Annotated in this window: 11 protein-coding genes; 5 read left to right on the forward strand and 6 right to left on the reverse strand. The window is 41.9% G+C overall.

From position 1 onward, the window contains the following. The first annotated feature begins 36 nt into the window (after positions 1 to 36). Both L2730_RS16305 and L2730_RS16310 read left to right on the forward strand, forming a co-directional pair. On the forward strand, positions 37 to 2,088 hold the full coding sequence (locus L2730_RS16305) for a dipeptidyl-peptidase 5 (protein ID WP_248975560.1): 2,052 nt from the start codon (positions 37 to 39) through the stop codon (positions 2,086 to 2,088). A 116-nt stretch (positions 2,089 to 2,204) separates the two neighbouring features. Continuing rightward, a complete protein-coding gene (locus tag L2730_RS16310; RefSeq protein ID WP_248975561.1) occupies positions 2,205 to 2,522 on the forward strand; it encodes an antibiotic biosynthesis monooxygenase family protein in 318 nt (105 codons plus the stop codon). A gap of 80 nt (positions 2,523 to 2,602) precedes the next feature. Here L2730_RS16310 and L2730_RS16315 read toward each other — a convergent pair whose 3' ends face one another. Both L2730_RS16315 and L2730_RS16320 read right to left on the reverse strand, forming a co-directional pair. Beyond that, positions 2,603 to 3,169: a prepilin-type N-terminal cleavage/methylation domain-containing protein gene (locus L2730_RS16315; protein WP_248975562.1), complete on the reverse strand. Its 567-nt coding sequence runs from the start codon at positions 3,167 to 3,169 to the stop codon at positions 2,603 to 2,605. 520 nt (positions 3,170 to 3,689) lie between these two features. After that, entirely contained in the window at positions 3,690 to 5,270 is a 1,581-nt protein-coding gene (locus L2730_RS16320) for an isocitrate lyase (RefSeq protein WP_248975563.1), read from the reverse strand. Positions 5,271 to 5,380: 110 nt separating this feature from the next. Here L2730_RS16320 and L2730_RS16325 point away from each other — a divergent pair, with 110 nt between their 5' ends. After that, on the forward strand, positions 5,381 to 6,331 hold the full coding sequence (locus L2730_RS16325) for a LysR family transcriptional regulator (protein WP_248975564.1): 951 nt from the start codon (positions 5,381 to 5,383) through the stop codon (positions 6,329 to 6,331). A 205-nt stretch (positions 6,332 to 6,536) separates the two neighbouring features. Continuing rightward, complete coding sequence (locus L2730_RS16330) at positions 6,537 to 8,714, forward strand: malate synthase G (protein WP_248975565.1); 2,178 nt, start codon at positions 6,537 to 6,539, stop codon at positions 8,712 to 8,714. 64 nt (positions 8,715 to 8,778) lie between these two features. On the opposite strand, the gene adhE is transcribed toward L2730_RS16330, so the two are convergent. Then, a complete protein-coding gene (gene adhE / locus L2730_RS16335; RefSeq protein WP_248975566.1) occupies positions 8,779 to 11,394 on the reverse strand; it encodes a bifunctional acetaldehyde-CoA/alcohol dehydrogenase in 2,616 nt (871 codons plus the stop codon). Positions 11,395 to 11,723: 329 nt separating this feature from the next. On the opposite strand from adhE, the gene L2730_RS16340 reads away from it, so the two are divergent. Then, positions 11,724 to 12,356 carry a YchE family NAAT transporter gene (locus L2730_RS16340; protein WP_248975567.1) on the forward strand — a complete coding sequence of 211 codons (633 nt, stop codon included), beginning with the start codon at positions 11,724 to 11,726 and terminating at the stop codon, positions 12,354 to 12,356. Positions 12,357 to 12,430: 74 nt separating this feature from the next. Here L2730_RS16340 and L2730_RS16345 read toward each other — a convergent pair whose 3' ends face one another. The 3 genes from L2730_RS16345 to L2730_RS16355 form a co-directional block, all read right to left on the reverse strand. After that, on the reverse strand, positions 12,431 to 13,765 hold the full coding sequence (locus L2730_RS16345) for an anti-phage deoxyguanosine triphosphatase (RefSeq protein WP_248975568.1): 1,335 nt from the start codon (positions 13,763 to 13,765) through the stop codon (positions 12,431 to 12,433). Positions 13,766 to 13,784: 19 nt separating this feature from the next. Further along, entirely contained in the window at positions 13,785 to 14,372 is a 588-nt protein-coding gene (gene yfbR / locus L2730_RS16350) for a 5'-deoxynucleotidase (protein ID WP_248975569.1), read from the reverse strand. Positions 14,373 to 14,485: 113 nt separating this feature from the next. Continuing rightward, on the reverse strand, positions 14,486 to 15,700 hold the full coding sequence (locus tag L2730_RS16355; RefSeq protein ID WP_248975570.1) for a pyridoxal phosphate-dependent aminotransferase: 1,215 nt from the start codon (positions 15,698 to 15,700) through the stop codon (positions 14,486 to 14,488). Positions 15,701 to 16,061 lie beyond the last annotated feature (361 nt).

Here is a 16,061-nt window from a genome sequence, read left to right on the forward strand (position 1 = left end):
AAGACTCTTTTTAAACATAAAAATAAGATAACTACCATGAAAAAAACTGCAATCATTCTGGCGTTAGCGTCAGTGGGCGCTGCATTTAGCGTACAAGCTGCTAGTCCACAGCCTTTCAGTGTTCAACAATTAGTTAAAATCAACAAGCTGCACTCTGCTGTTCTGTCTAACGACGGCACTAAAGTTGTTTATGCTGTGAAAAATGTTGATGCAGACGGTAAGGGTAGTTCAGACCTTTATATTCAAGACTTAAATACAAATGCTGCGACAGCGAAACAAATTACTCAATTTTCAGGGACAGAGCACAGTGTCGCTTTTGGCCCAAATGATAAGAGCATCTACTTTTTAGCTGCTCGCGATGGTTCTAGTCAGCTATATCAGCTTGCGCTCGACGGTGGTGAAGCAAGACAAGTCACTGACTTCCCCCTTGATGTTGAAGGTTTTAAACTATCTAATGACGGCACTCAAGCTGTCGTTAATATGCGTGTTTTCCCTGAGTGTAAAGATTTAAACTGCTCGAAAGAGAAGTTTGAAGAAGAGGCGGCTCGTACTTCAACGGGTAGAGAATATAAAGAATTGATGGTGAGACACTGGGATACCTGGAATGATCATTCAAGAAGCCATCTTTTTGTTGCCAAGTTAAATGGGGAAAAAGTAACGACTGCTATCGACGTTACTGCGGGTTTAGACACTGAAACACCACCTAAACCGTTTTCAGGTATGGAAGAAGTGACATTCACACCAGATGGTAAGCATGTTGTTTATAGCGCTAAAGCCCCGGGTAAAGACCAAGCATGGATCACTAACTATGACTTATGGAAAGTGAGTGTTGATGGCGGTGAGGCAAAGAACCTTACTGAATCTAACAAAGCATGGGATGCACATCCAACTTACTCAGCTGATGGGCGTTATTTGGCCTACCTAGCAATGTCAAAACCTGGTTTTGAAGCTGACCGTTACCGCATAATGTTGCGTGATACAGTAACAGGGCAAGAAAAAGAAGTTGCACCTATGTGGGATCGTAGCCCGCACTCATTGGCATTTGGTAAAGATAACAAAACACTTTACGTGACTGCACAGGATGTTGGACAAGTCTCAATATTTGAAGTGAACACTCAATTTGGTGACGTAAAGACTATCTATAACGAAGGTAGCAACAGTGTCGTTGGCATTAATGCAGACAAGATAGTGTTTAGTAAAAAATCTCTGGTTGAGCCAGGCGATCTTTACTCTATTAATTTAGATGGTGAAAACCTAAACAGACTCACTGAGATCAACAAAGACAAGCTCGCTGAGATAAAGTTTGGTGAGTATCAACAGTTTAGTTTTAAAGGATGGAACAACGAAGAGGTTTATGGTTACTGGATCAAGCCATCTAACTATAAAGCAGGCGAGAAATACCCGATAGCCTTCTTGGTTCATGGCGGACCGCAGGGATCATTCGGTAACTCATTTAGTAGCCGTTGGAATGCTCAGCTATGGGCTGGAGCTGGTTATGGCGTAGTGATGATCGATTTCCACGGTTCAACCGGTTATGGCCAAGCATTCACTGATTCAATTACTAAAGATTGGGGCGGTAAACCACTTGAAGATCTTCAAAAAGGCCTTGCTGCAGTCACTAAGCAACAAAAATGGCTAGATGGCGATAGGGCTTGTGCATTAGGCGGTTCATACGGTGGTTACATGATGAACTGGATCCAAGGTAATTGGAATGATGGCTTTAAGTGTTTAGTTAACCATGCTGGTCTATTCGATATGCGTTCTATGTACTATGTTACTGAAGAGCTTTGGTTCCCTGAGTACGAATTTGGTGGCACATACGCTAAGAACAAAGAGTTGTATGAAAAGTTTAACCCAGTCAACTACGTTGATAACTGGCAGACGCCTATGTTGGTCATTCACGGTGAGAAAGATTTCCGTGTTCCTTATGGCCAAGGTCTAGCGGCATTTACTTTTATGCAGCGTAAAGGGATCCCATCTGAATTACTTGTCTACCCAGATGAGAATCATTGGATCTTAAACCCAGATAACTTAGAGCAATGGTACGACAACGTTCTCGGTTGGATGGATCGCTGGACTGAGAAGTAACAGCTAAAACGAGAAGCCAGAACATATGTTCTGGCTTTTTTTTGCAATAAAATGCAGATTAATTGGCAACGGAATTAGCACAATTTTATCGTTCATTAGGTAATAAAAGGATATTTATGACTACGCTAGCAAATACACCCAAACCACCTTATTACTGTGTAGTGTTTACCTCTCGTTTATCTAACGACACTGATGGTTATGCAGCCATGGGGGAGCGAATGGAAGCCCTAGCAGCTACCCAACCGGGCTTTCTAGGTATTGAGTCAGCTAGAGAAGAGTTAGGTATTACTGTCTCTTATTGGCAGTCATTAGATGCGATTAAAGCTTGGAAACAAAATGCAGAACATCTAAATGCTCAAGCGAAGGGCAAAACACGCTGGTACAGTGAATTTGCGTTAAGAATAAGTAAGGTCGAGCGCGACTACTTTATGTAGGCCAAAGAGTGTCATTCAAGCAATGACGTCAGCCACCTTGGTCTACCCGCTAATTAGTACGTCTGTTAGTTGTATGAATGCTAACAATCCTCAGTGTAAGCCGTAACAGAATAACCTCGAGATTTTGTCGGCGCACTATAAACCACGTGACAGCGGTACTTGCCATTCTCTATCTCAGTCAATTTATTTTTTGATACCGCAGGCACTATCGCGGTTGCAGAGTTTTCTGTGCGGGCAATGGTGATAAAAAATTGTTCATCATTCAAACCAAAAACAGTACGGTAATTGGTATTAACGGTACTTGATGAAGACAACGGAGCAATAGGGGATCCGAAACTCACATATAAACGGGTGCCACTGACGTCAATGTAGTACTCACCGACAGGGACATCCCAATTGGGGTTGTTACCACATTGGTAGCTACACCCTTCCAACGTCTCAATATTAGCTAGGTTACTTTTTGCAAAGGCTAATCTGTTTTGAGTGGTAATCAAAGCAGCAAGCGAGCGCACGTCAGCGGCTTTAGCGTCTGAACTAATACTCAACATTTTAGGCGCTACAACGATAGCTAATATAGCTAATATAATGATGACAATAACTAATTCGATTAGGGTAAATCCTGAAAGAGATTTGCACTTAAATGACATGCTGTTACTTACTAGGTTTAAGTTGCTCGCAGCCTAACGACTTTGGCTTAATGCAACAAGTTAACCCTGTTACATATTGATACATGACTTTGGGAAGTGTTAACTTCGTCTCGTTTTATTCGTTAGCAAAAGCTGCAAATTTTAAGCTTGTTAACGGTTCACTTTATTTAATTGTAAGACGCTAGCGATATAGTAACTATTTGAGTCGCTAAGGTCGCAATAACTCAATCTAAACTGAGAATGAACTAAATTTTTTGATGAATAAATTGAGCTGTTATTTTACTCAGGCATGGTTGTAGCGGGGCGGTGATTCCTATGTCACTGTTATATTGCGGTATATGGGTGTTAAATGCTGTGAAATATATTGCTCAAAAGCATAGTTATATTATGCATTCAATCAATACGACTGGTTTGTTTAAATAAATAAAAAGGCCTGCAAAATAATGCAGGCCTTTTAGAGTTAGCTCACTTTGGGGCTAAGTCCACTTCAAAAACTTAGCAAATCCAAAGACGACAGAGACTAAAATTGGTTCATGGTGTTGTCTTTGCCTGATGCTTTCAATGCTTGGTCACCAGAGAAGTACTCTTTGTGATCGTCACCCATGTCTGAACCGGCCATGTTCTGGTGCTTAACACAAGCGATGCCTTGACGGATCTCTTTACGTTGAACATTCGCAACGTAACCCAGCATACCTTGGTCACCGAAGTACTCTTTAGCCAGGTTATCAGTAGATAGCGCTGCCGTGTGGTAAGTCGGTAGCGTGATCAGATGATGGAAAATACCCGCTTCACGTGCGGCATCTGCTTGGAAGGTTCTGATCTTCTCATCAGCTTGAACCGCAAGTTCTGTAGAATCGTAATCAACACTCATCAGTTGGTCACGGTTGTAAGCAGAGACATCTTGTCCGGCTTCTTCCATTGCATCAAACACCTGCTGACGGAAGTTGAGTGTCCAGTTAAATGAAGGCGAGTTGTTATAAACTAATTTAGCATTAGGGATAGTTTTACGGATCTCATTGACCATGCCACCAATCTGAGAAACATGTGGTTTTTCAGTCTCAATCCATAGTAAGTCCGCACCATTTTGCAGTGACGTAATGCAATCAAGGACACAGCGCTCTTCACCTGTACCAGCACGGAATTTAAATAGGCCATTTGGTAAACGAGAAGGTTTCACTAACTGACCGTTTTGCTGGAATACAACATCACCATTAGCAAGATTAGCCGCATCAATTGCTTCAACCTCTAAGAATGAATTGTATTGGTCGCCTAAATCACCTGCTTCATTTGTAACTGCAATTTTTTGTGTTAGACCAGCGCCTAATGAGTCGGTACGAGCAACGATTACGCCATCATCAATACCAAGTTCTAAAAACGCATAACGGACAGCGTTAATCTTGGCTAAGAACTCAACGTGCGGTACGGTCACTTTACCGTCTTGGTGTCCACACTGTTTAACGTCAGATACTTGGTTTTCAAGCTGAATACAGCAAGCTCCGGCCTCAATCATCTGCTTCGCCATTAGGTAAGTCGCTTCTTCGTTACCAAAACCGGCATCAATATCAGCAATGATTGGTACTACGTGAGTCTCGAAGTTATCTATTTTTGCTTGAATTGCTGGCTTGTCTGCAGCGCTAGCTGTATCTAGCTGACGAAATAAGCCACCAAGTTCACGAGCGTCTGCTTGACGAAGGAAAGTGTATAATTCTTTAATCAGAGAGGCTACAGAGGTCTTCTCGTGCATAGATTGGTCAGGAAGGGGACCAAACTCGCTGCGAAGTGCTGCAACCATCCAGCCTGAAAGATATAAGTATCGACGTTTAGTTGTGAGCAGGTGCTTTTTAATCGAAATCATTTTCTGCTGACCAATAAAACCATGCCAGCAACCGAGAGATTGGGTGTACTGCGATGAGTCTTTATCGTAGTTATCCATATCTTCGCGCATAATCTTTGCAGTATATTTAGCGATGTCTAACCCAGTTTTGAAACGATTTTGTAGACGCATACGGGCTACTGATTCTGGGTTGATTGCATTCCATGCACTACCTTCTGCATTAATCAAGGTAGCGGCTTCATCGATGTTAGTTCTGTAGTTTGTCATGTGTATATTCCTTTAACAATATGATTAGCGGCGATTGATTACGTTGAAAATATTAGTTAGATTTGGTTAAATAAGTCTAATTTATAGTTTCTATTCTCGGTATTTATCTTATGAATATATCTCGTATTGACCTGAATTTATTAGTTTATTTGGATGTACTATTACGTGAACGAAATGTTACAAAGGCTGCAGATCAACTCGGGATCAGCCAGCCAGCCATGAGTAATGGTTTAAAAAGATTGCGGACATTATTCGATGATCCCTTGCTGATCAGGACCAGTCAGGGGATGACGCCCACAGAAAGAGCGCAAGAGTTACAGCCAACAATAAGCGAACTAATTATTGGGTTAGAAAAAGCCGTACAGCCACGAGCCAAATTCAATGCTGCAGAAAGCGAACAAGTGTTCCGTGTAATGGCAAGTGATTATGCTGAAGCGACGCTAATTCCACCGCTTATTGCAAAACTTCGTACTGAAGCGCCAAATGTAATTTTAGATATCATGACCCCAAGTGACGTGAGTTTCCCTGATGTAGAACAAGGAAGAGTCGATATGGTAATCAATCGTTTTGACAGTATTCCACAATCTTTCCACCAAAAAGTGCTCTGGAGTGATGACTTTAGCTGTTTGATTAGTAGAACTAATCCTGTATTGGAAAAGTTCTCCCTCGATAGTTACCTTGAAGCAAAACACGTTTGGGTGAGTAAAACAGGCATGGGAGTCGGTGTCGGGATGGACCCCGCTGACGTGCAACGATTAGGTTGGGTTGATGAAGCGTTAACTCGTATCGGTGTACAAAGGCGAATAACCGTATTTACACGGCATTACCAAGCTGCCTGTTTGTTGGCAGAACAACAAGATTTGATCGCAACCATACCAAGTAAGATGGCAAGACAGCATGAACATAACGACAGAGTCCGTATCGTAGCGCCCCCTTTTATTATTCAACCTATTGCACTCACTATGGCCTGGAGTCCGCTACTACAGCACAATCCCGCACATAAGTGGATGCGTCAACTAATTACACAAACGGCGGATAGCTTTAGTAGAGGAAAAGTATAAGTTGAATGAATTTTACTAATGTGACGTTTTTTTACACCAAAAGGTCAATTGCTATAAACTAGCTGAATAGTGAGCATTGTTGTTATAAATTAGATAAATGTAACTTCCTTGATATAGGCTAAAGAATATAGCGCTAATTAGGTGTAATTAGTAAACGGACGAGAGTGTTCATTAGGACTTTGCAAAGGATTAAGAGGGACAACAAATGACTCAATATATTCAAATTGGTGGCTTAAAGGTTGCTACAGAGTTAGCGGAGCTGGTCAAAGATGAGATTTGCCAAGATATTGGGATCTCAGCTGAAACCGTATGGACAAAGTTTGAAGAACTTGTAGCTGAATTTGCACCTATTAACCGCAGCTTATTGGCAAAGAGAGAGCAGCTTCAACATCAAATTGATGAATGGCATGTTGGCAATAAGGGTCAAGACTTTAACCTAGAAGCATACAAAACCTTCTTAACTGATATCGGTTATTTAGTACCTGAAAGAGAGGCGTTCTCTATTAGTACCGAAAACGTTGATACTGAAATTACTGATCAAGCTGGTCCACAACTTGTGGTGCCGGTTAAAAATGCTCGTTTTGCTCTAAACGCAGCAAATGCCCGTTGGGGAAGCCTATATGATGCTTTATACGGCACCGATGCGATTTCAGAGTCAAATGGTGCAGAGCTAACCAAGACTTATAACCCTCAGCGCGGTGCTAAAGTAATTGCTTTTGCAAAGCAACACCTTGATACGGCGGCGCCACTAATTCAAGGCTCTCATGCCGATGTAACAAAATATTGTATTGAAGGTGACCAGTTAAAGGTATCCCTTGAAAATGGATTAGAAACACAACTTGCTAATCCTGAGCGCTTTGCGGGTTATAAGGGAGCGGCCAAAACACCAGGAGCTATTTTACTTAAGAATAATGGCCTTCATATTGAGATCCAAATAGATACAGCGAGTCTTATTGGTAAAAGTGATAAGGCAGGGGTCAGCGATCTTTTAGTTGAGGCTGCTGTGACTACCATTATGGATTGTGAGGACTCTGTAGCTGCGGTTGATGCCGAAGATAAAGTTGAGATCTATCGTAATTGGCTTGGGCTAATGCAAGGAAACTTAACTGCTACATTAGCTAAAAACGGCAAAAATATTGTTCGAGAGCTTAATGATGACAGAATTTATACAACGCCAAATGATCAGCAATTAGTGCTACCTGGCCGTAGTTTATTGTTTGTTCGTAACGTTGGTCATTTGATGACAATCAATGCCGTTTTAGATAAACAGGACAAAGAGGTTCCTGAGGGGATCTTAGATGGTATGTTTACCGTGCTTGCAGCGCTGCATGATATTAAAGGACATAATAATAATCGCAGTAACAGCCGTAAGGGCTCAATTAACATTGTAAAGCCTAAGATGCATGGGCCTGAAGAAGTTAAATTCACTTGTGAGTTGTTCACCAAAATAGAAGACGCGTTAAAGCTGGCCCGAAACACAATTAAAGTCGGCATTATGGATGAAGAGCGTCGCACCACAGTCAATTTAAAAGAGTGTATTCGTGAAGCTTCAGAAAGAGTGGTATTTATTAATACAGGTTTTTTAGATAGAACAGGCGATGAGATCCATACGTCAATGCAAGCAGGTCCATTTGTTGCAAAATCGAAAATGAAACAGCAAAAGTGGATTGCAGCTTATGAAGATTGGAATGTTGATATTGGCTTAGCGTGTGGTCTGCAGGGACGTTCACAAATCGGTAAAGGTATGTGGCCAATGCCTGATGAAATGGCTGCAATGCTTGAGCAAAAGGTTGGCCATCCACTGGCAGGCGCCAATACTGCTTGGGTTCCGTCTCCTAATGGTGCCGTTTTACATTCGACGCATTATCATAAAATTAATGTAAAGGATGTGCAAAATGAACTCAAAAGTCGTGATAGAGCGAGTTTAGATGACCTACTTACGATCCCACTCATGGCTGAGCCATCTGAGCTATCTGCTGAGTTAAAGGCATTTGAGTTGGAAAATAATGCACAAGGTATATTGGGGTATGTCGTACGATGGATTGATCAAGGCGTAGGGTGTTCCAAGGTACCGGATATTAATGATGTGGGGTTGATGGAAGATAGGGCAACGTTAAGGATCTCTTCTCAGCATTTAGCAAATTGGTTAACACATGGTATATGCACTGAAGAAGAAGTCATGACCGCTCTTAAAAAAATGGCAGCGATTGTTGATGAGCAAAACAAAGATGATAGTAGCTACATTAATATGTCACCTGGTTTCGATGGCATTGCATTTAAAGCGGCTTGCGATCTTGTCTTTAAAGGAACCACTCAGCCCTCTGGGTACACAGAGCCTTTATTACATGCTTATCGCATTAAGGCTAAAAGCTTAGCACTTTAGAATAAAAAGCCTTAACAGTACGCTGTTAAGGCTTTTTAATTAAAACAATATATCTGTGTTTTACTTATTCATCGGTGTAATCATTACCGTAATAGCTCGCGAGTAAAACTTGTTTAAGTTCAGCAATAAGCGGGTAACGAGGGTTTGCCCCTGTACATTGATCATCAAAAGCATCCTCAGCGAGTTCATCTAGTTTTGCGATGAAGTCGGCTTCGTTGACGCCTGCAGCTTGGATTGAGCTTGGAATGCCAATCTTCTCCTTGATGACATCAATTTCTTTAAGTAGAGCCTCGACTTTTTCTTCATCTGTAATGCCTTCACCAATGGTGCCTTCAAGTTTTAAGTACTCAGCTATTTTTGCATAGCGACATAATGCTTTTGGTCTATCGTACTGACTAAAAGCTGCTTGCTTAGTTGGCATGTCTGTCGCGTTGAAACGAATAACATTACTAATAAGCAGAGCGTTCGCTAGACCGTGCGCTAAGTGGAACTCTGCGCCTAACTTATGCGCCATAGAGTGACAAATACCGAGGAAGGCGTTGGCAAATGCGATACCCGCAATTGTTGCGCCGTTATGTACTTTCTCGCGGGCTAATGGGGCATTGGCGCCATGCTCATAGGAATCGGGTAGATGGGTAAATAGCAGATCTAGCGCTTGCAGAGCTTGGCCGTCACTGTACTCGTTTGCCATTACACTGACATAGGCTTCTAGTGCGTGAGTAATTGCATCAATACCACCGAAAGCTGTCAGCGATTTCGGCATGTCCATTACCAAATTAGGATCAACAATTGCCATATTAGGCGTCAATTCATAATCTGCGATAGGGTACTTCATACCCGTTTTTTCATCTGTGACCACAGCAAAAGGAGTTACTTCTGATCCAGTACCGGATGTTGTCGGTATCGCAACCATCTTGGCTTTTTTACCTAACTTAGGGAACTTGTATATACGTTTACGAATATCCATAAAGCGCAGTGCAAGATCGGCAAAGTCGACATCTGGATGTTCGTACATTACCCATATAATTTTTGCTGCGTCCATTGGTGAACCGCCACCTAGCGCGATGATGACATCTGGCTGGAAGCTGTGCGCGACCTTAGCGCCTTGCTCAACGATTTGCATCGTTGGATCAGCCTCGACATCGTAAAATACTTCAGTTTCTAACCCTTGGCTCTTGAGGATTTTTATTGTCTCATCACAGTAACCATTGTTGAATAGGTACTTGTCGGTGACGATAAGCGCACGCTTCTTGTCTGATAGCTCTTCCAAAGCAATGGGTAAACTACCACGACGGAAGTAGATAGATGATGGAAGTTTATGCCACAACATATTCTCAGCCCTTTTAGCGACCATTTTTTTGTTAATTAGATGGCTTGGGCCAACGTTTTCTGAAATTGAGTTGCCACCCCATGAGCCACAGCCTAAGGTCAAAGAGGGAGCAAGCTTGAAATTATACAAGTCGCCGATACCGCCCTGAGATGCAGGAGTATTAATTAAAATGCGTGCAGTCTTCATTCTAAAGCCAAATGATTTTACACGTTCTACTTGTGTATCTTGATCTGTGTACAAGCCAGATGTATGGCCAATACCACCAAGAGTCACTAACGCTTCAGCTTTATCCATTGCATCTTCAAAATCTTTTGCACGATACATGGCTAATAGTGGCGATAGTTTTTCATGGGCAAATGCTTCTGCTTGATCGATATTGCTGACTTCACCAATTAGTACCTTGGTACTGTGATGAACCTCTATGCCTGCCATTTTTGCGATGGTCGCAGCGCTTTGACCAACGATATCAGCGTTCAAACCACCATTTTTAAGGATAACGTCTTGCATAGCGGCTGTTTCAACAGCATTGAGTACATAACCTCCATGGCTGGCGAAACGCTCTTTGACGACATCATAGACCTCATCAACAATGACAACGGCTTGCTCTGAGGCACAGACCACACCATTATCAAAGGTTTTTGACATCAATATAGAACTAACTGCGCGCTTTATATCAGCAGTTTCATCAATGACTATCGGCGTGTTTCCGGCGCCAACACCAATAGCGGGTTTGCCAGAAGAGTAGGCAGCTTTGACCATACCAGGTCCGCCAGTAGCCAGTATAAGGTTTATATCGGTATGGGTCATTAATTGGTTTGATAGTGCGACTGATGGCTCATCAATCCAGCCAATTATGTCTTTCGGCGCGCCAGCAGCTACAGCGGCTTCTAATACTATTTTGGCAGCTGTTGTGGTTGAGTTTTTAGCTCTTGGATGGGGGGAGAAAATAATACCATTACGTGTTTTTAGGCTGATTAATGCTTTAAATATCGCAGTAGATGTTGGGTTCGTTGTGGGAACGATACCACAGATTAATCCGACCGGCTCTGCAATGGTGATGGTACCAAAGGTGGGATCTTCAGATAAGATCCCACAAGTTTTTTCATCCTTGTATTTGTTGTAGATATACTCTGAGGCGAAGTGATTTTTAATGACTTTGTCTTCGAGTACGCCCATTCTCGTTTCTGTCGCAGCCATTTTTGCTAGCGAGATCCGAGCATCTGCAGCTGCAAGCGCTGCAGCTCTAAAGATCACATCGACCTGTTCTTGGCTATAATCGGCAAATTGTCGTTGAGCTTCAACGACTCTACTTACCAGATTATTGAGATCCTGTTCGTTAGTAACTGTCATAGTGTTTGTCCTAAAAAAATTTAGCAAAACTGGGTTTTGCTAACCATTCTCAGTTCTTGAAATGCATCCATGAAGAAAAATTACACTCAAATGGCCTTGTTCACCGTGATCGAGTCCGCAAAAATGTTGCTATCTGTAATAAAATAACTATCTTAGCAACAGGGTGTTACATTTATGTAAACATCGGCTTTAAAAATCGATTAATAAAATTTATTCAAAGTTGTGATTTCGGTTAGAAAATCTCATTTTTGGATTTTGGATAGTTGCGTTAGAGTAGCGCAACTTTTTTATTACGAATATAGACGCGCTAAAGCGCAGAGGACAAGACGTTGGATTTAACTCTTTATGTAAAGTTTTTCTTAGGGTTAATTGCGATCATCAACCCATTTGGCTTGTTGCCAGTTTTTGTGAGTCTAACCAGCCATCAAACTGAAGTTGAACGCAACCACACTGGTAAAATCGCAAATTTTGCGGTTGTTGTTATCTTATTGGTAACGATTTTTGCCGGCCAACATATATTAAATCTGTTCAGTATTTCTCTTTCTGCTTTTAGAATCGCCGGCGGCTCACTTATTTGTATTATTGCGATGTCGATGTTGCAGGGTAAATTAGGTGAGGTTAAGCGTAACAAAGAGGAAGACCGTGAAGCATCTGGAATGGAATCGGTTGCTGTCGTGCCATTAGCGCTGCCATTAATGGCAGGTCCAGGCGCAATTAGTTCGGTAATCGTTTCGGCCGCGGAGCACAATACGTTGGAAAATCTGATTGGCATGTCTATTACGGTAATGCTATTTGGGTTGTTGAGTTTTTCACTGTTTAGAATGGCACCACTGATTTTTAAAGTACTGGGTAACACAGGCATTAACGTGATTACTCGTCTGATGGGCTTATTGATGTTATCTATTGGCATTGAAGTCATCGGTGCTGGTATTAAAGGTTTGTTTCCTGGTGTAATGGCCTAGTCATTCCTAAATGAATCAGGCACCTTGAAGGTGCCTTTTTTGTTTTCATACTCTTATATCGCAAGTTGATTGAACTAAAGCTCTCGGTTTAGCTCAATCAGTGACCCAGATTTAGGGCTAAACAAGTGCTGATGCAGTCTTGCTGCAAATTCATCTGTCATTCCAGAGATATAATCTGCAATCACTCTGTGGCAGTTTAGACCTTGCTGCTGGGCTTCTTTCCATCGTTCTTGAGTGTTTATTGGCAACAACCTTTCTGGATCAGATATAAATGCTTCAAATAACTCCATAACTATTTGCTGGCCTTTATATTCAAGCATCTGTATTTCGGGTTTTCGGATAACGTACCGGTAAACAAATTGTTTGAGTATTTCGAGCGCTTCATCAAAATCGGTCTCCAATGCTGCGTTATAGCGCAGCAACGGTTCATCAAACTTTGTATTTTCAGTAATTGATATAGCTGTTACAAAGCCGTTAACTAGGGTACCAATGGCATCTTTACGCAGGTGATGTTTACTTGAAAATAGTCTTTCTCCTATCGTAGTGAATTCATTTCTAATCCAACCATCCTTGCTTTGCTTCAGTTTACCTTCAACATCTGTCGACCACTGTTCTCGGGTGACGATCCCCATGACGATGGCATCTTCAAGATCATGAACGGCATAGGCAATATCGTCGGCTAGCTCCATAATCGAACAATCGAACGATTTATATTGAGTTCTGCGATGCGTCGAGCCATCAATTAACTGATGAGAAAGAAAAATAGCTTTATCAGATTCAGATAATGGGTCTAATACCCAGTCCAAGATTTCAAGATCATCATCAAAAAGCCCTTTCACAGGTGGCCATTGTGAAGGCTTTAGTTGCCTAAAATGGTTCACTTCCTTAGTAGGCAGTTTTCGGTGAAGCAAACTATAAGGTGCTGGGTATTTAAGTATTCCAAGCAGTGTACGTCGACAGAGATTCATCCCATAATATTCGGTATAGGGTTCAATTCTTGTTAGGATCCGAAACGTCTGCCCGTTGCCTTCAAAGCCGCCATGGTCGCGCATCATATAATTGAGTGCTACTTCACCACCATGACCAAAGGGTGGGTGACCAATATCGTGAGCTAGGCACAAAGATTCTATCAAGCTCATGGAATCAAGTAATGGGTCATGTTGTGGGTGTTTCTGTTTAAGTTGAGCACGGATCCCAGTACCGATTTGGCTAACCTCAAGCGAATGGGTTAAACGAGTTCGGTAGAAATCATTCAGGCCGACACCAAGAACCTGCGTCTTAGCTTGCAAACGTCTAAATGCTGCTGAGTGGAGTATTCGAGCACGATCTCGTTGATAGGGGCTACGATGGTCGTTGCGTCTATGTTTGTCTTCAATTAAACGTCTCTCATGCCAAGGTGTAATATCCATGCGCCTTCCTTTGTCAGACTTATAGCAACTTATTGATATCATCCAAATCGAGAGTGAAGCTTGGGATGAAGCATTCAATGAAATAGTTTACCGCTGGATTAGGATCGTTTTTAAGACTCTGCTCTAATCGCTTCTGCGCGGTATTAAACTCAGTATTACCGGCCCGACGCTCTTCTAGGCATTTTAAATAAGCACAAAGAGTATCAGCTGACTTTACTAATGTTTTATATTGGCTGTCTGCATGCTCACTAGTTAACAGCGCCTGATAGTCTTCTTTAAACTCTTCTGGCACCATCTCTAGTAAACGGTGCTCAGCAATTGCTTCAATTTTTTTGTATTCGGCTTCAATTTCTTTATTAAAATATTTTACAGGTGTAGGAAGGTCACCGGTCAGTATTTCACTTGCATCATGGAAGATTGCGATGGTCGCAGCTTGGTTGGGATCGTAATTGGCATCAAATTTTTTGTTGCTAATAATGGCAAGTGAATGGGCTACCATTGCAACTTGAAGGGAATGTTCTTGCACGTTTTCAGTTCTTACGTTGTACATAAGTGGCCAGCGTTGAATTAATTTCATTCTAGCTAAGTGGGCAAATAAATGGCTCATTAGTTTCCTTACATCATGTGAGAACCTATTGAGGTTAGCATAATAGCTTCAATAAAAAACGACCCTAAGGTCGTTTTCCAATAAAAGAATACATCACCATAGAAATAGAGGTTTTACTGCTTATAGCCTTCAAGGAATTCACCAAATTCACCGAGTGCTTTGGTTAACTCATCTTTATAAGGTAAAAAGACAACCCGTAAGTGATCAGGCTCAGGCCAGTTAAACGCTGTGCCTTGTACTAAAAGTATCTTTTTCTCTTTTAGCAGATCAAGCACTAAACGCTCGTCATCGCGTAAATTGAACTTCTTCTGATCCAATTTTGCGAAAGCATAAAGCGCGCCTTTGGGTTTAACGACACTGATCCCTGGGATCTGATTGAGCATCTCAACACAGGTATCTCGTTGTTCTCGCAGGCGGCCTCCAGGTTGGACTAGCTCTTGGATACTTTGATAACCACCAAGTGCGGTTTGTATGGCATGTTGATTTGGTACGTTGGCACACAAGCGCATTGACGCCAACATGTCTAAGCCTTCGATATAGCTTTTTGCCGACTTTAAGTTACCAGTAAGCATCATCCAGCCAACTCGAAAGCCGGCAGCCCGGTAAACTTTTGACAGACCGTTAAAAGTTACGGTCAATATGTCAGTAGAAAGGCTCGCTGACGGAATATGCTCGGCGTCGTCGTATAAGATTTTATCGTAGATCTCATCGCTAAATAAAATCATGTCATTCTGTCTACACAACTCGATGACTTCTAGGATCAACTCTTTTGAATAAACGGCTCCCGTGGGGTTATTTGGGTTTATCAGCACAATTCCGCGAGTACGCGGAGTAATTTTACTTTTGATATCGTCAATATCAGGAAACCAGTTTGACTCTTCATCACAGCGGTAGTGTTGCGCTTTACCACCAGACAGGTGCACGGCAGCAGTCCATAGTGGATAATCGGGTGAGGGGATAAGCACTTCATCATCGCTGTTAAGTAAGCCTTGCATTGCCATTACAATAAGTTCTGATACACCGTTACCGATATAGATATCTTCGATATCAACACCGAATATTCCTTGGGATTGATAATGCTGAACGATCGCCTTTCTGGCTGAAAAAAGTCCTTTTGATTCACAATACCCCTGAGCACTCGGCAAGTTTAATATAACATCGCGAACGATCTCTTCAGGCGCTTCAAATCCAAAGGGAGCAGGGTTACCAATATTGAGCTTTAAGATCCGGTGACCTTCATCCTCTAATCTTCTTGCTTCTTTATGCACTGGGCCACGAATATCGTAGCAGACAGAGTCCAATTTAGTGGATTTGATAATTGGGCGCATCTATACCTCGAAATGCTTTAAAAATGAGTCAATTGTCTTAAGGACATTATGCAATGAACAATAACTAAAATGACCTTACAAAGATAGTGTTAAATAAGGTTGTCGTTAGCTGCATTCGCTGTCAGAGGTGTGTTTTAATCGCAATATTGGAGGATGATGCTGCGAGTGTGCTTGCGTGGAAGTGTTATGTACTGCCTAGGTGTCTGTCCGCCGATTATCTTAATTAACCGTACGGTGTCACAAATGAGTAAATAATACCAATTGCATTAAAAGTTTGACCATTCAGCGGGAATTCAAAACGTTGTAGGTAAGTAGTGGGATTTGAGCTAATAGTTATTCTCGGCTCTGGCATCCTGCTTCG

It is taken from the genome of Shewanella kaireitica (assembly GCF_023284045.1).
GTDB lineage: Bacteria > Pseudomonadota > Gammaproteobacteria > Enterobacterales > Shewanellaceae > Shewanella > Shewanella kaireitica.